We start from the raw sequence: 16,546 nt of genomic DNA, 5'->3' as shown, positions 1-16,546 counted from the left end.
ACGAGGCTTCAGCTCTTGGGCTGTGGCCTCGTCTCTTGTAGTGGCTGGTCCGGGCCTGTTGTTGGCGTCTGCGCCGCCATCGGGACCAGTGCAGGACGTGGTCGATGCTGCGGCGGGCAGGCCGGGTGAGATGCGTGATCAGCTGGCGGATCTCGGGGACGGTGAGGGGTATCAGGTCTGGCGTTCGAGCAGGTCCGGCCCCTTTTCGGGCTGCTGGGCCCGCATGACAGTGAGGTAGGCGTGGGCGGCCATGGCGAGAGTGATGTGCCGGTACCAGCCCGGGTGCCGGCGGACCTGGTAGTCGTCCAGGCCGCACTGACCTTTCGCGCTCTGGAAGCATTCCTCGATCGCCCATCGCGCGCCGGCGACGGCGATCAGCTCGTTGAGTGTGGCCTCCGCGGGCGCGTAGGCGATGTAGTAGGCGATCTTCGTGGGATCGGTGATGCTGCGGCGGGCCAGGACCCAGTGCTTGCGATCGGGGCGATGCCAGGGCCGGACCTCCACACGGGCCCAGTCGTAGATCCGCAGGCCGTGAGCGCCCTCGCCGCAGGAGCGGCGCTTCCACTTCTGGCGGGGCAGATCGGCGACCAGGTCGTGCAGCCGGTGGTCCATGGCCTGCCAGGTGACGACGGTGTCGTGGCTGGTGGTGGCCACGACGTGGAAGAGGTCGGCCTGCTCCAATACGTGCACGTCATCCTGGACAAGTCCCTGGCCCCGGCCGGCCAGGGCGACACGGTGGTCGCCGAGCGGCGGATCATCCCGCACTGGCTGAGGCTCCAGTGCTCGCCGCCGCATCCTGGCGTCAACCGTGCTTCGGCTCGTAAGGCGTGGGGCTGAGGTGGCTTTGGAGCCGGGCGTGGCGGAACTGGTAGACGGCTCCGGCCTGGCGGAGGACTCCCCGGTGGTAGGCGTCGTCGAGGAAGGCCATGGGTGACCAGGGAAGTCGTCCGGTCAGGGGGAGCCAGATGCGAGTGAAGAGCACCCACTGACCCCAGGCGGTGAACGAGAGGACGTAGCAGAGGGTGCCGATGAGCCCGCAGTCGGTTCCGAGTCCGAGCCATGTCCAGAGTGAGGGTGATGGGCCAAACCAGCCCTGGAAGAGGTCTGTGGCTCCCAGTACTCGGCAGAAGATGGCGATGGCGACGGTGATCACCGGAGCGACGAGCAGGGCCTGGCGGATGACGGTGCTGCGGTTGATGGCCAGCAGGTCCATGGGTGTAGCGGCGGAACCGACATCGAGTGGTGTCTCCAGAGTGGCCATGAGCCCGAGGGCCAGGCCTCCGGCCATTCCGAAGATGACCGCGTACAGGAGTGAGTGAGCCAGCACCGCTTCGACCAGCGGTGCGTTGGCGAGCCGTGACTTGCGGCTCATCCCCAGGACCAGCTGCGTGGGGCCGTACGCCAACCCCACGATGAGGCCGACCAGTAATCCGGCGCCCCAAGCGGTGTTGAGTCTGCGGGCGGGTACGTCACCCATCCGTCGGCCACGGCCGGGTAGTTGCAACCGAACGCGGGACGGTTCGAACGCTTCTTTGTCGAATGTGACGGCGACCGCGTGGACAAGTCCGAAGGCCAGACCGACGACCGGGCCGACCGTGAGGCCGGCCGGAAGAATGGTCAACCCGAATGTCGTCCACCTACTGGGCATGACCAGGCCCATGGTCGCTGACACGAGCAAGGACAGGGTCGTGGCCGCGGTGGAGGCGAGGACGATGGCGAGGATGCGCGAGGGCAGGCTCAGGGCGCCGGACAGGTGCCACCAGGCGAGGTCCTGGCGGTGGCGCTGTTCGGGCCGGTCGAGGTGGGCGGCGAGGTGGCCGAGGTAGTGCCGGGCGTGGTGAGGGTCCCAGACGCGGTGAGGGCGGGAAGCGGCGGTGCTGAGCCCGGCCGGGGGGCGCTGGCGGTAGACGGTGGGGACGAAGCCGGCCAGCAGGTGCTCTTCGAGGGCCTGTGGGGTGGGGAAGCGGGTGGTGTCGAGGAGGTCGGCCGGGTCCTGTCCGGGGGTGTCGCTGTAGAGGGTCCGGGCGAGCAGGACCATCAGCGGGGTGCTCAGCACCGCCGCGAGGTTGGCGCCGGCCTGGTGGTCCGGCCGGTTGCGAAGCTCATCCAGTACGGGGCACCATACAGTCGCGGCTCGTCCAGTTCGCTTGCCCGGTGCGGTCGGGCGCGCGGTGCGCGGTAGGTAGTGGATGAGGTCGTCCGTGGTCAGGTCGGTCAGTTCGATGCCGGCGGCCTTCCCGAGCACGCCGGTCGCGGCCGCGTCGGCGAACTGCTCGGTGCGGCTGGTCAGTAGCAGCGGCAGGGACACGGAGTTGAGCTCGCGCAGGGCGGCCGCCTGGAGCCCGGTGGCGATCTCGTCGAAGCCCTCGAGGACCGGCAGGATCCAGCCGGCGTCAACCAGCGCGGCAGCCTGCGTCGAGCGGCTGGAGGCGGGCGCGGCGAGGTTCGGGTGGTCGCGCAGCAGCCGGTCGACGAGCCAGTCGCGCAACGCGGTGACGGTCGGGTCCCACGATCCGATGCTGAAGACGACCGGCACCGGCTCACCGCCCCCACGGGTCTCCAGATAGTCGAGAACGAACCGCATCATCAGGACGGTCTTGCCGGAACCGGCCCGGCCGAGCACCACCAGCCGCCCGGACCCGACGCGCCGGTAGACGTCCGTGATCTGGGCCAGCCCGCCGTCCAGGGACAGCGCCCCCGCAGTAGCCCCCGGGGCCGCCCCGCTGATGTTGTCCCAGTGGTCCAAGAGTCCCGCGGGCGCCGACCGCCACCGGACGGGCAGTGGGAACGGATCATGGATCCGGCGCTGCTCCTCCTCGCGCAGCCAGCGACTGTGCACGTTGCGTGCCAGCGACTCGGCGACCTCCGCCAGGTCGCCCCGGGATGGCAGCACGCCGGAACCGGCCGGAGCGGGCACCGGCCCGGCTGGGGGAGCGGGCGACTTCGAGACGCCTCCGATAGGGGCAGGGCCGGAGGCATCGGGTGCGGCGTCGCCCGCTCCGTCCCGGTCCGGTTCATCCCCGGGTGCGTGGGGTGGGGAGGTGGGGGTCGGTGTGGTGGTGGGCCGCAGGATCTCCTGGTGGGCGGCCAGCACGCTGGCGCCTGGTTCGACGCCGAGCTCGTCGATGAGCGTGCGGCGCAGCCGGCCGAAGACCGCGAGGGCTTCGGCCTGCTGTCCGGTGCGGTGCAGTACCAGCATCAGCTGTCGGTGGAAGGCCTCGCGTAGGGGCTGTTCGGCGATCAGTCCGGTGAGTTCGGGGGCCAGACCCTGGTGGCGGCCCAGTGCCAGTTCCGCGTCGATGCGCCATTCCAAGGCCTGCCAGCGGGCCTGCGTGTACCGCTCGACGTGCGGCTGCGCCGCGGTCAGATCCGCGAGTTCTGGCATCGGCGTGCTCCGCCACAGTGCGGCGGCCCGCTTCGTCTCTCGGTTGACGGTCGGCCAGTCCTTTCGGTGGTAGGCGGTGCGGGCCGTCGCGAGTGCGCTGGTGAAGTCGTCGGTGTCGAGTTCGCCCGGCCCCACGCGCAGGGTGTAGCCCCCTCGGACGGCCCTGATCCGGGGCTCGTCGTCGCTGTCCTCGGTCAGGGCCCGGCGCAGGCGGGCGATGTGGTTCTTCAGCGAGGCACTCGCCGTGGCCGGCGGATGCTCTCCCCACAGGGCTTCCTGCAAGCAGTCGGTGGACACCGGTTGATTGGGGTTCAGCAGGAGAACCCCCAACAGCACCCGCGCCTTCGGCCCGTCGAGCGTACGGGCCGACGTGCCGTCATGAACGGTCAGCGGTCCGAGCAAGCTGAAACGCATCCGTGGTCCCCCCCAGGTACCGACGTGGGCCCGCCGTCACGCTGACCAGGCCCGTTACCGCATGTTACTGCGCCGTTTCCCCGCGCCGGCCGACCCAACGGCCGGCGCGGCCCCCCATGAGCGGGCCCCGGGTGGTGTGGAACGCTACGGCACCGTCGGAAAGATACTGGAGCAGTCCGTCCTCGGCGCATCGCTGCTCCACCGAGCGGACGAGGTCGGTGCCGATGTGCTTCAGGAAGACCGCCGCCGTGCCGAGCCGCATTCCGGCGGGGGTGGCCGCGCCGAGCAGGCTGGCGCCGTTGTGAGTGAACTCGGCCAGTAGGGCGTTGCGTTGGGCGCTTGCCAGCATCGAGCGGTACCAGACGTCGTCGTCGATCACGTAGCTCTCGCGGCGGCTGTGCTCGTCGCGTTCGCGACGGATCAGTTCCTGGCTCTCCAGGTAGGCGATGGCCTTGGAGACCGAGGCCGCGCTCACGCCGAGCCGCCGCACCAGTTCGGCGGCGCTCAGGCTGCCAGCGTCGGTGACGTAGAGGCAACTGAGCACCCGGGCCGCCATAGGGGGTAGGCCGAGGGACGCCAGTAGGTCGGCGAACTTGCCGGCGAACTCGGCGATGGCGGCCGGATCGCGTCCGTCGGTCACAGTCGCGGTGTCCTCGGGGCGCCGGGCGGGGCTCGCCCGGCGGCGGGAGCGTTGGGCGGTGGCGCGTTGGGCGCTGGCCGCGCGGTAGCCGGAGGGGCCGCCGTTGCGGGCGATCTCCCGGGCCACCGTGGAGGTGGGGCGAGCGAGTCGGCGGGCGATCTCGGCGTAGTCGAGCCCGGCGACGAGCCCGGCGGCGATCGTGCGGCGGTCTTCCTGGGTCAGCCGGGCACCTGGCATGAGCGGCTCCTCTCCTCGCAGGTGAGTATGCGAGCGGGCGCGGTTGTTGCAACGGCGATTGCATTAGCCGACAGGCTCATTGCGACGATTTACCATCATCTACCTGCGTATTTAAGGTCCTTTTCTTGATTTTACGTTGATTGATCGTTGAATTCCGCCGTACCGTCTTCACCTACGACGAGAGCAACGACCGATCACAGGGGGAACCACCATGAAGACCACCGCCCGCGCCGCCCTCGCCGCCGTACTGACCGGCGCCCTACTGGCCGTCACCCCGGCGGCGTTCGCCGCGGACCACGACCGCGGCGGCTACCAGGGCCTGCAGTCGGCGCTCGACCAGGCGATCTCCGGGGCCGGTCTGCCGGGGGCGATGGCCGAGGTGAAGAACGGCGGCTCGACCTGGTTCGGTCAGGCCGGCACGGCTGACCTGGCAAGCAGTCAGAAGCTTGACCCGCAGGACCGTTTTCGGATCGGTAGCACCACCAAGACCTTCGTGGCCACCGTGCTGCTCCAGCTGGAGGCCGAGCACAAGCTGAACCTGGACGACAGCGTCGAGCAGTGGCTGCCGGGGCTGGTGGACGGCAACGGCTACGACGGCTCGAAGATCACCATCCGGCAGCTGCTCGACCACACCAGTGGGATCGCCAACTTCGCCACGTCCGACTCGGTCGAGCACGACTTCAACGGACCGGCCTTCCTGCAGCATCGGTTCGACAGCTTCACGCCGCGACAGCTGGTCGAGCTGGCCATCAGCGTGAAGCCGTCGTTCGCCCCCGGTACCGGCTGGGAGTACTCCGACACCAACTACGTGTTGGCCGGGATGATCGTGGAGCGGGTCACCGGGCGCAGCCTCTCGCAGGAGATCACCGACCGATTCGTGAAGCCGCTGCACCTCAGGAACACCTACGAGCCGACCGGTGACGACACCCGCATCCACGGCCCACACGGCCGCTTCTACTCCAAGCTGGGCATCCTCGACGACGCCACCGCCCCGTTCTACGACGTCACCGAGCTCAACCCGTCCTGGGGCTACGGTTCCGGTGACATGATCTCCACCGTTGGCGACCTGAACACCTTCTTCCAGGCCCTGCTGAAGGGCCTGCTGCTGCCGCCCGCCCAAATGGATGAGATGTTCGTGATGCAGGACCCGGGCACCAAGTGGATCCCGGCCACCCACTACGGCCTGGGCATCGCCTCCGTCGACCTCTCCTGCGGCAAGGTCTGGGGCATGGGCGGCGCGATCGACGGCTCCTGGTCCTACACCTTCGGCACCCGCGACGGCCGCCACACGCTCTCCACCGAGGTCAACGGCGACTGGGCCAACGGCGCCCAGCTGGGCCCGATCTCGGTCTTCACGGCCGAGCTCGAGGCGGAGTTCTGCGGCAACGGGACGCACGGCTGAGCGGCGGTCACGTTGCCGCAGGTCCGAGCGACTGTCGTTCGGAGCCAACTCCATCACGCAGCGTCGTGAACAGCTGCTCAAGGTGTACGTGGTGGTCCTTCACTACGGCACTCGTCGGCTCGCCCGCGATGCGGCGGCGTACGGTCTCCACCAGCACCGTGCCGTAGCCGGCGATGAAGAACGCGGCGAGAAAAGTCGCGTTGCCCTCGAAGGCCGGGTCGCGATCGAGTTCATCGGTCAGCGCCGTCTGCAGTTCGGATGCGATGCCCCGCGCCCGGGCGACGAGCGCGGGTGACTCCGCGACCGTCCGGAAGAAGGGCACGGAAAGGTCGGAGACACCGGAGAGCGGGTGCCGGGTGTCGAGGAGGCGGAAGCTCATATCCCGCAAGGATGTCAGCGCGTCGACGTCCGGTGCGCGGTCGCGGACGCCTGAGCGCAGCAGGTCGGCCGCGTCGGCCGCACGGTCCATGAAGAGGTCTTCCTTGCGGGGGAAGTGCTTGAAGACCGTCACGCTCGAGACTCCGGCTTCGCGCGCGATCTCGGCGACGGTGACGGCTTCGTACCCGCGCTCGTGGAACAACCGGTTCGCGACCTCCAGGATTCGCGCGCGCGTCTGCGGGCCGCCGCGCTTGCTGGTTCTGGGCATACTCCTCATTCCCTTGTGTCACTAAAGTTAGTCAGTTAACTTAGTGCTCAGTCCGCCATCCTGCAACGAACATGATTGCCGATGCCGCCCAGTGAGCTGTGTCGGCCGAGGGGAGATGGTCCTGTGCAGCGACAGAAGGTCGTGCCGCCGGGCACGGGCGACGAGGCGGCATCGACAGGGGCCAACGCCATGAGCGAGCGGAGGTTCCCCGCTCCGTCGACGGTCAGTGAGCAGGCGCGGGCATGGCTCGCAGTCGACGGCGGCGAGCTTTCCTTACCGGCCGCCGAGGACACCGAGGCATGGCCCGCGATGGCCGAGCAGGCGAATCGATCGACGGCCCGGCGGTTCCCGATCTCTGAACTGCCGGTCACGGTCGAGGACTTCGACGTGGATGGCGCAACCGTCTACACCGCGAGGCCCCACAGAGTCGAGGAGGAAGCGGACGAGCCGGTCTTCCTCTGGATGCGCCCCGGAGGTCTCCTGGTCGGCGGCGGGGACGCCTGCCGCGCGATGACAGCCAGGACCGCGTCGTCCATGGACATGCTCGTGTGGGGTGTGGACTACCGGCTGCCGCCGCTGCATCCCTACCCTGCCGCGCTCGACGACGCGATCGCCGTATACCGCCGCGCGGTACGTGACCACGATCCATCGCGGGTATTCGTCGGAGGCGACTCCGCGGGAGGAAACATCGCCGCGGCCCTGCTGCTGCGCGCCAAAGACGCAGGGCTGCCGATGCCCGCAGCCCTGGTGCTCAACACCCCGCAGGTCGACCTCGCCGAGGAGGAGGGAGACACCTTCCAGACCCTGACCGGGGTGGACAACATTCTCCGCAGCTTGCGAGCGCCGAACGCCCTCTACGCGACAGGGGCTGACCTGCGGCATCCGTATCTCTCCCCGCTCCTGGGCGACCTGTCCGGCTTCCCACCCACGTTCCTTCTCAGTGGCACCCGCGATCTGTTCCTCTCAAACACCGTCCGGATGCACCGCAACCTGCGGCGCGCCAGTGTGGAGGCCGAACCGCACGTGTTCGAGGCGATGCCACACTGCGGATTCGGAGGCGACAGCCCGGAGGACTTGGGGGCCCGGTCAGGTCCGGATCGCTGTGCGCGCCGCCGGGGTCAACGCGAGCGACTGGAAGAAGCGTCAAGGACTCATGGGTCAAGAGCTCCCACAGACCCTGGGCCACGAGGCAGCGGGGATCGTCGACGAGCTCGGTGCGGGTGTCACAGGTGTCGTGGTCGGTGACCGCGTGTTCGGGTTCTCCGCCGTCAGCGGCGCTCAGGCGGAACTGTCAGTGCTGTCCTGCTACGCCCCCATCCCACCGTCGCTCGGCTTCGCCGAGGCCGCCGCAGTACCGGCCGCGAGCGAGACGGCAGCACGCGCCCTCGACCAGCTGGGCGTCGAAAGCGGCGGCACGGTACTCATCAATGGCGCCTCCGGAAGCGTCGGCAGTGCCGCCGTCCAGCTCGCCGCGGTCCGGGGCGCAGGCGTGATCGGGACCGGCAGCCCGGCCACCCGTGATTTCCTGCGCTCGCTCGGTGCCGAACCCGTCGCCTACGGTGCCGGCATGGCGGAGGTGGTCCGTCGGCTCGCTTCCGACGGGGTCGCTCTCGCGCTCGACGTGGCCGGGAGCGGCATCTTGCCGGAGCTCGTCGAACTCGCCGGTGGTTCGGAACGGGTGTTCACCGTCGCTGACTTCGCCGGTGCGCAGCGGCATGGTGTGCGGTTCAGCAGAGGCGACGCGGGTCGTGCGCTCTACGTGATCGCACAACTCGGCGAGCTGATCGAGTCCGGCCGGTTCTCACTTCCCGTCGGGCGGACGTTCCCCGTGACCGAAGTGGCGGAGGCACATCGCGTCGGCGAAGCGGGTCGCGTGCGCGGAAAACTCGTGCTGCTGGTCGACTGAGTCAACTCCGCTGTCAGCGTGGAGACCCCGGACCGCGGAAGACCGTCTTGTGGACCCCGCTCGTCGCGCCCACAATCACCAATCTCTGTGAGAGAGCACTGTGAATTCTGATATCCCATCGACCGAGGGCGCCCCATCGGCTCCTCGGAACGCCCCCCTGAAAAGCAGTGATGTCCCAGACGGAGGACGCCACGGGCCGAACCGGTGGATGGCCCTTGTTGTCCTCAGTCTCGCTCAACTGATGGACATCCTGGACTCGACCATCGTGAGCATCGCGCTGCCGTCCGCCCAGCGCGACCTGGGATTTCCCTCTGACTATAGGCAGTGGGTGCTGACCGGGTACGCACTCGCCTTCGGGAGCCTCCTGCTGCTCGGCGGCCGACTGTCAGATTTCTTCGGCCGCAAGCGACTGTTCCTCATCGGCATCGGCGGATTCGCTCTCGCGTCGGCGCTCGGCGGTGCCGCCGAGACCTTCGCGATGCTGCTGGTCGCCCGTATCGCCCAGGGTGCGTTCGCCGCGATGCTTGCACCAGCGGCATTGTCACTGCTGTCGGTCACGTTCGCGGACGACGCGAAGGAACGCGGTCGCGCGTTCGGGATCTTCGGCGCAGTCTCGGGCGCCGGCGGGGCAGTGGGGCTGCTGCTGGGCGGCGTCCTCACGCAAAGTCTTTCGTGGCGGTGGTGTCTCTACGTGAACCTGCCCATCGCAGCGGTCGCCTTCATCGGCGGGATGGCCTTCCTGCGCGACGGCGAACGGCCAGAGCGGGTCCGGCCCGACGTCGCCGGCTCAGTCGCGGTAGTGCTCGGCCTGGTCGCAATCGTCTACGGCCTGGGCACCGCCGAGACGCACGGCTGGAACGACGTCCGGACGCTCGGCTCGGTGATCGCAGGGGGTGCACTCGTAGCCCTCTTCGTGCTGATCGAACGCCGTGCCAAACATCCGTTGCTGCCGTTGCGAGTGGTCCTGGACCGTGTCCGAGGGACGGCGTACTTGTCACTCGGGATTTCCGGGATCGGGATGTTCGCAGTCTTCCTGTTCCTCACGTACTACCTCGAGAACACGTTGGGCTTCACCCCGCTGCAAACCGGTGTGACGTTCCTCCCGATGATCGGTCTGGTGATGGCGGGAGCGGTCTTCTCCGGGGCAGTGCTCCTGCCGCGCACCGGACCGCGGCCCCTCGTCCCGATCGGATGCGTCTTGTCCGCGATCGGCATGGCGATACTCACCGGCATCCAGGCTGACTCCAGCTACGCCGGCGCCGTCCTGCCGGCCCTGCTCGTCACGGGCATCGGATTCGGACTGATCTTCGGTCCGGTGCAGAACGCCGCGACCAGCGGAGTCCGGTCGCACGATGCCGGAGTGGCCTCCGCCCTGGTGACCACTGCCCAGCAGATCGGCGGGTCCATCGGGACGGCGGTGTTCAGTTCACTCGCCACGACGACGACCGCGAAGTACCTCTCGACCCACACCACACCCCAGACACAGTCAGTGACTGTCACCGAGGCGACCCTCGCCAGCTACCACCTCGTGTTCTGGATTGCGGCAGCGGTCTTCCTGGGCAGCGCCGTCGTGGCCGCGGTTCTCTTCCCCAGCGGCCCCCTCCCGCTGCCAGTCGACTCTGACCCGGAACCTGCCACCACACCCTGAAATTCAAACACACTCCAGGGACTGCGCAGTATGGTGCGATTTCTGGCTGGTGATCCCGCCCGATGTGCCGGGATAAATGCGGCTCAACCATTCAACCAATCCACGGGCGGCGAAACAGAAGCACGCCTGCGGAGTGGCATACAGGCCGCGAGTTCATCGAAGAATGATAGGAAAATAAATGACAATCACCCTTCGTCCGGGAAGCACCGTGATGTTCACCGGCGATTCGATCACCGACTGCCAACGGCTTGAGAGCGAAGACGGCCTCGGGTTCGGCTACCCGCTGCGCGTCGCGGGCGAGTGGGGACTCCGGCACCCGGACCGCCCTGTGACCTGGCTGAACACCGGCATAGGCGGCCACAAGGTGATGGACCTCGCAGCCCGCTGGCAGACAGACGTGCTCGACGCACGCCCGGACGTGGTGTCGATCCTCGTCGGGGTCAATGACATGGGCTGGCACACCTTGGATCCGAAGGGCTATGTGATCCCCGTGGAGGAGTTCGAGGCGGGTTATGACCGCCTGCTCGCTCCCCTCGCCGAGGCGGGTACGCGGCTGATCCTCATCGAACCGTTCCTTCTGCCGATTCATGACGTCATCGAGGCTGGGGCCGGATACGCACTCATCGACGACGAAAAGCGAAAGGAATGGCGCACCGATCTGGACCCGAAGATCCAGGCCGTGCGCAGGCTCGCCCGCAAGTACGGCGCGCATCTGCTCGACGCCGACCACATGTTCGCCGAACTCGCCGGGACGACTGGACCGGAGTACTGGGCAGCGGACGGCTTGCACCCGACGCCGGCCGGTCACGCCGCACTCGCGGCAGCCTGGCTGAGCCTGGTCGCGTGACCGGGCCTCGCGATCGCCCGCGACACCGGCACTCTCACGCAGCGCCGCTGTTGAAGTGGCTGCCTCTGACACCGAGCACCGACATCGACGTACGTGCCGGAGAGCCGAGCCGTTGATGCCCAGGGCTGCTGATAGAGACTTGCTCGTTCGCATGGCGGCGTCGCGTCGTAATGATGCGACGCCGCTGGTCTTCGGCGGTTTTGGTGATGGTTGTGTGCCGGTGTCAGTGTGCGTGGGCAATGCCACCTCAGCCTTGACGTCCATGATTATCAGGCCTGGGCGGGGACTGGGCGGCAGGGCGCTCATTGAACACGTCCCGTTGTCCGTTCAGCGCTATGAGGGTGATGCAGACATCACGCACGACTACGACGAGCCCGTGCTGGGCGAGGGGGCTGTCGGTCTCGCGGTCGCGCCCTTGATGTGCGGCACTGAGGCTTGCGGGCTTCTATATGCCGCTACTCGCGGGCCGATGCTCCTCGACCAGAAGCAGTTCGGACGTGTGCGTGCCGGAAAAGTCGTCCGTGCAGGTCGGGCGCTTGGGTGGAGCGTGGGCGTCAGGACATGATGATCGCTTGTGCTGCTTCGTCTGGCGTATCTGGCCGTCTCGAACGTGTTCGCCGTGCTGCGTCTGCTGTCGCTGAGTGATCGTGACAAGGAGGTCGAGAGCCTGGCTCTGCGTCACCAGATCGCGGTGCTGCGGCGGCAACTCGGCTCGGCGAGGGTGCGGTTCGCCCCGGAGGACCGGGCGTTCCTGGCGGCGCTGCTGATGCGGTTGCCGCGCGGGGTGCTGCGGCGGCTTCGTCTGGTGGTGCGGCCGGATACGGTGTTGCGATGGCATCGCGATCTGATGCGGCAGCGTCACGCCGCGGCCAGCGGCCGCCGGCGCGTGGGGCGTCCGCGCACCTGCGCCTCGATCCGCCGGCTCGTCCTGCGCCTGGCCAGGGAGAATCCGTCCTGGGGCTATCGCAGAGTCCATGGTGAGCTCGCGTTGCTGGGCATCGGTGTGGCCGCGTCGACCGTGTGGGAGATCCTCAAGACGGAGGGCATCGACCCCGCTCCCGACCGCGCCTCGACGACCTGGGCCGACTTCCTCCGTTCCCAGGCCGACGCCCTGCTGGCCATGGACTTCATCGAAACCGTCACTCTGGTCGGGCAGCGCCAGTACATTCTCGCTGTCATCGAGCACACCACACGCCGCGTCCGGATCCTGGGAACCACCGCCCGCCCCACTCATCTCTGGGTCACCCAGGCGATCAGAAATCCCGTCATGGAGCTGGAGGACACAGGCTTCAGAGCCAGGTTCCTCATCCGGGACCGCGACGCGAAGTACCCCGCCCTCATCGACGAGAACCTCGCCGACGCTGGCATCCAGACCGTCCTGACCGGCGTCCGGATTCCCCGCATGAACGCGGTCATGGAGCGATGGGCAGGCATCCTGCGCCGGGAACTCCTGGACCGGACCATGATCTGGAACGAACGACACCTGCGCCGGGCCCTACTCGCATACGAGCGGCACTACAACGAGCACCGCACCCACCGCTCGCTCCAAAGCGCGGCCCCGCTGCGCGCTCTGCCCGCGCCGATCACCGAACCAGAGCGGATCACCCGACTCGACATACGCCGCCGTGACCGCCTCGGCTGCGTGATCCATGAGTACCAACATGCGGCCTGACCAGCACGGACGGGAATTTGGGCCCGCACAACGTCGAGCAGGGCCGGATGCTGGAGTGGGCCGCCACCGGGATTCACACCTTCGACGCCGAGTAGCCCGCGCAGGCGCCCAGGACGCGGGGCAGCTTGGCGGGCCGGGCGTACGGTGGAGGCACGGCGCGTGCGGGCGGCAAACTGTTCGGTCGAATAGTTTGAATGCACACGGTCGAAACTCTTCGTACTGGCGCTCCAGCCTTTTCGGTCGAAAAGGCTGAGCATGATCCGCACCGGGAGTGTGACCGAGATGCGCACCAAAGGGGCAATGAGATGATCTTGAAGCCCTGGGTGCCCGGCTCGTCACCCATTCGAGTGCTTCGTTTCTTTGTCTCATTGTCCGGACCACCTACAGGCGTAGAGACTGTTCGACATGATCAGAGCAAGAGCATCCCAACTCCTCGCCATCACAGCCTCAAGTGCCCTGCTCCTGCTGGGCGTTCAGGTTGCTCCCGCATCGGCTCAGGTCTTCTGCAGCGAGGGCCACTCGGTCGATGGGGCCATCTGGACCGAATACACGCAGACGCCGGGCGTACAGGCCTCCCTGGGCTGTCCGAAGTCCGACGAAATCCCGGCCCCCAAGGGCGGGGGTGCCCGCCAGGTCTTCGAGCATGGCTCGATCTACTGGAGTCCCAACAGTGGTGCCCACGCGATCTGGGGCCTCATCGGCGACAAGTGGGGGCAGCTCGGCTGGGAAGGCGGCAGTCTCGGCTATCCCACCAGCGACGAAATCCGGCTCCCCGACGGCAAGGGCGTACGCCAGGTCTTCCAGGGCGGCTCGGTCTACTGGTCCCCCGACACCGGTGCGCACCCTGTCTGGGGTCGCATCGGCGAACGCTGGGGACAGGCCCAGTGGGAGACTGGCCGTTACGGCTACCCCATCAGCGACGAAGTCCAGGTTCCAGGCGTCAAGGGCGTCAGCCAGATGTTCGAGCACGGCCCCATCGCATGGTCTCCCGAGGAGACTCCCAACCCGCAGTACGCACAGGCACGCGACCTGTACCTCACCCCCAACAGCAGTACGCGTGACGGGGGCCTGCAGGAGGCCGCGAACCTGCTGCCCCTGGGGGGAGACCGGGGGATCGTCGTCGTACGCGGCTACATCGCCACCGACAACAATCCGGTGAACGACATCATCGGCAACCACCGCCAGTGGAGCACCGACCCGGCCGCCGAATCCAAGGTGACCGTCGCGTGGGACACCGAAACGGGCCGCGTCGGCGTCTACGTCGAACACTCCTGCGTCCACGACCCCAGCTCCACGCTGAACGGATGCCGCGACGCCAAGCCTCTCGTCCGCACCCCGCACGCCGAAGTCGTCCAGGACGACCCGATCCCCCAGAATGAATACTGGGTCGAGCCCACCACCGGCGGGGGCATCAAGGTATCGATCTCGGCGGTCAACTCGTTCGTTGACGTCCCGGGCTACCAGTTCGGAGACCTCGGCCGGATCAACGCGACTTGGTACCTGACGCCGCACGGGTACGACGACAAGAACAAGTCCTTCACCGGCTTCGACATCACGACGACGAAGGACAAGTTCCCGTCGTGGGAAGTCCTGCGCTACCCCAGTCTCCTCGACAACGCCAGCGCCCCGCAGGCCAAATGGCAGGGCGCCGTCTGGCAGACCCACGTCAGCGACCTGTCAGCCCCCCAGCACACCTGTACCCGGAACGACCCGGATTCCCAGGACGCCACCATGGCGTGCACCGGCTGAGCCTGTAGCGGCACGACGAAGCCCCTCGTCAGCCTATGGGCCGGCGAGGCGCTTCCGTCATCAAGATCCACTGATTGCCCCTTTGACGCGTATCTCGGCTGAACCCCTACCGCATGTGCCTCACGGACCCGCCCGGTGTGACGGCTCCCGCACCCCTCTCCGCCTCCGGTGACTGGCGCTGACCGGCTGGCACGCGCCCCGGCCGACCGGGCGAGCACCGCGCACCCCCCATCGGCCCCGTCGTTGACGGTGCGGGGGCCAGCGGACGAGGAGGAACAGCGGTGGCACGGGACGCGAAGCGCGCCAAGGAGGCTCGGCGGGACAAGCGCCGGCGAACGACCGGCGGCGGCATGGACGGGATTCCCCCGTTCCCTGAGGCCGCCATGCGGCGGGTCCTCACGGCGTGGAACCGGGCCGTCGCCACCGGGCTGATGGACGACGGCGCCGAGACGAAGTACCACTTTGCCCCGGATGGCGAGGTGCTCTCCGTCGCGGTCGGCAAGAGCGGGCAGGTGCTGGGCAACGGCGAGCGGCTGACCCCCTCGGTGGCCGAGCGCCTGCGCCGGGAGCTGCCGCTGCTGGCACACATGGTCACCTTCTACGAGCGCAACCAGACCGACGGCCGCGGCCTGGACGGCGCGCCTGAGGACGGCATGATGCTGCTGGACCTGCCCGCCGCCCCGGACCCGATGCCGCCGCTGGACAGGAAGGCCCTGGCCGCCGCAGAGAAGGCCACCAAGGTGCTGGTGCGCGAGGGCAAGGTCTCCGAAGGGGACTGCCACGTTGGCTGACGGGGTGGGATGATCTTTGGGTTGACCGTGTTGGAGGGGGACCGTTCGTGCCGAGCACGTCGCCGTCGTACAAGGGCCACCGGTACCCGGTCGAGGTCATCTCGCACTGCGTATGGCTGTACTTTCGCTTACCCCTCTCCTACCGGGAGGTCGAGGAGATGATGCTCCAGCGCGGCGTCATCGTCTCCTACGAGACGATCCGGCGCTGGTGCCTGAAGTTCGGCCAGGCCTACGCCAACGCACTGCGGCGACGACGTTCGCGCCCCGGCGACAAGTGGCACCTCGACGAGGTCTTCATCAAGGTCGACGGCGAGCAGAAGTACCTGTGGCGCGCCGTCGACCAGGACGGCAGCGTGCTCGACATCCTGGTCCAGAACAGGCGGGACAAGGCCGCCGCCAGGCGCTTCTTCCGCAAACTCCTCAAGAAGACGACCACCGTGCCGCGGGTGATCGTCACCGACAAGCTCCGCTCCTACGGCGCCGCCCACCGCGAGGTCATGCCCTCCGTCGAACACCGCTCCCATAAGGGCCTGAACAACCGCGCCGAGAACAGCCACCAGCCCACCCAGCAACGAGAATGCGCCATGAAAGGCTTCTGCGGTGTCCGCGGAGCACGACGGTTCCTCGCCGCCTTCAGTGGCATCTCACCCCACTTCCGCCCCCGCCGCCACCTCCTTACAGCCGGCCGCCACCGCACCGAAATGATCATCCGCTTCGCGATCTGGGACCGGATCACCGGCACCGCCGACCTGCCCGCTGCGGCCTGAACCAGACCCGCCCCCGGCCCCAGCACGCCCTGACACAGCCTCAGGGGATCACGCCCCCGCCAACGTGACAACGCCCTTCCTTGACCTCGCGGGTGGCACCGGTCCTCGGCGACTCGTCCCACTCGACCCCACCGCCCGGGATCTCCCACGGCTCCTTGTACACCGGACCGACCAGCAGCACCCGGCCCTCGGCATCGACGAACAACACCCCGGCCGCCACCCGCTTACGCGGCAACGCCCGGTCTTACTCCGACAGCTGAGCAGGCGGACCAGCATCGCGGCCCCTCTTCTCCCGCGCCTGCCAGCGCAGCAGGTCGTGCATGGTCTGGTCGGTGCCGTCGTCGCGCGAGTAATTGTCAATATGTGTGGATGGGCCGGTCTGGGTGATGCTTGTTTCGTCAGTCGGCCGTGAGGTTGCTCGGCTCCTCCCCGCGATACGGTA

12 protein-coding genes and 3 pseudogenes are annotated in these 16,546 nt (G+C 68.0%); 9 read left to right on the top strand and 6 right to left on the bottom strand.

Translation table 11 applies throughout. The annotated features are described in order from the left end of the window. Positions 1 to 171 precede the first annotated feature (171 nt). The 3 genes and pseudogenes from ACIGXM_RS35620 to ACIGXM_RS35610 form a co-directional block, all read right to left on the bottom strand. Positions 172 to 681: pseudogene (locus ACIGXM_RS35620) on the bottom strand (IS701 family transposase); the annotation flags it as partial. A gap of 121 nt (positions 682 to 802) precedes the next feature. Further along, positions 803 to 3,799, bottom strand: a complete 2,997-nt coding sequence (locus ACIGXM_RS35615; RefSeq protein WP_396568269.1) for a BTAD domain-containing putative transcriptional regulator — start codon at positions 3,797 to 3,799, stop codon at positions 803 to 805. Between the two features lie 64 nt (positions 3,800 to 3,863). Beyond that, a complete protein-coding gene (locus ACIGXM_RS35610) occupies positions 3,864 to 4,676 on the bottom strand; it encodes a MarR family transcriptional regulator (RefSeq protein WP_396568268.1) in 813 nt (270 codons plus the stop codon). A 211-nt stretch (positions 4,677 to 4,887) separates the two neighbouring features. On the opposite strand from ACIGXM_RS35610, the gene ACIGXM_RS35605 reads away from it, so the two are divergent. Next, on the top strand, positions 4,888 to 6,078 hold the full coding sequence (locus tag ACIGXM_RS35605) for a serine hydrolase domain-containing protein (RefSeq protein ID WP_396568267.1): 1,191 nt from the start codon (positions 4,888 to 4,890) through the stop codon (positions 6,076 to 6,078). 7 nt (positions 6,079 to 6,085) lie between these two features. On the opposite strand, the gene ACIGXM_RS35600 is transcribed toward ACIGXM_RS35605, so the two are convergent. Then, positions 6,086 to 6,724, bottom strand: a complete 639-nt coding sequence (locus ACIGXM_RS35600; RefSeq protein WP_396568266.1) for a TetR/AcrR family transcriptional regulator — start codon at positions 6,722 to 6,724, stop codon at positions 6,086 to 6,088. Positions 6,725 to 6,805: 81 nt separating this feature from the next. Between ACIGXM_RS35600 and ACIGXM_RS35595 the strand changes: the two are divergent. The 8 genes and pseudogenes from ACIGXM_RS35595 to ACIGXM_RS35560 form a co-directional block, all read left to right on the top strand. Continuing rightward, positions 6,806 to 7,759: pseudogene (locus ACIGXM_RS35595) on the top strand (alpha/beta hydrolase); the annotation flags it as partial. A 43-nt stretch (positions 7,760 to 7,802) separates the two neighbouring features. Beyond that, positions 7,803 to 8,630, top strand: a pseudogene (locus ACIGXM_RS35590) (NADP-dependent oxidoreductase); the annotation flags it as partial. Between the two features lie 100 nt (positions 8,631 to 8,730). Continuing rightward, a complete protein-coding gene (locus ACIGXM_RS35585) occupies positions 8,731 to 10,278 on the top strand; it encodes an MFS transporter (RefSeq protein WP_396568265.1) in 1,548 nt (515 codons plus the stop codon). A gap of 178 nt (positions 10,279 to 10,456) precedes the next feature. Continuing rightward, the gene (locus tag ACIGXM_RS35580) at positions 10,457 to 11,125 is read left to right on the top strand and encodes an SGNH/GDSL hydrolase family protein (protein ID WP_396568264.1); all 669 of its coding nucleotides are present in this window, start codon (positions 10,457 to 10,459) and stop codon (positions 11,123 to 11,125) included. 574 nt (positions 11,126 to 11,699) lie between these two features. Further along, a complete protein-coding gene (locus tag ACIGXM_RS35575) occupies positions 11,700 to 12,797 on the top strand; it encodes an integrase core domain-containing protein (protein WP_396568263.1) in 1,098 nt (365 codons plus the stop codon). A gap of 405 nt (positions 12,798 to 13,202) precedes the next feature. After that, entirely contained in the window at positions 13,203 to 14,546 is a 1,344-nt protein-coding gene (locus ACIGXM_RS35570) for an LGFP repeat-containing protein (protein WP_396568262.1), read from the top strand. A gap of 281 nt (positions 14,547 to 14,827) precedes the next feature. Next, entirely contained in the window at positions 14,828 to 15,337 is a 510-nt protein-coding gene (locus ACIGXM_RS35565; protein ID WP_396568261.1) for a hypothetical protein, read from the top strand. 47 nt (positions 15,338 to 15,384) lie between these two features. Next, a complete protein-coding gene (locus tag ACIGXM_RS35560; RefSeq protein ID WP_396568260.1) occupies positions 15,385 to 16,104 on the top strand; it encodes an IS6 family transposase in 720 nt (239 codons plus the stop codon). 40 nt (positions 16,105 to 16,144) lie between these two features. Here ACIGXM_RS35560 and ACIGXM_RS35555 read toward each other — a convergent pair whose 3' ends face one another. Continuing rightward, the gene (locus ACIGXM_RS35555) at positions 16,145 to 16,339 is read right to left on the bottom strand and encodes an NUDIX domain-containing protein (protein WP_396568259.1); all 195 of its coding nucleotides are present in this window, start codon (positions 16,337 to 16,339) and stop codon (positions 16,145 to 16,147) included. Positions 16,340 to 16,348: 9 nt separating this feature from the next. Then, positions 16,349 to 16,546, bottom strand: a 198-nt coding sequence (locus tag ACIGXM_RS35550; RefSeq protein ID WP_396568258.1) for a hypothetical protein, incomplete at its 5' end; no start/stop codon positions are given.

The sequence above is a fragment of the Kitasatospora sp. NPDC052896 genome, from assembly GCF_044547075.1.
Taxonomy (GTDB): Bacteria; Actinomycetota; Actinomycetes; order Streptomycetales; family Streptomycetaceae; genus Kitasatospora.
This window is presented reverse-complemented; position numbering and strand designations above follow the sequence as displayed.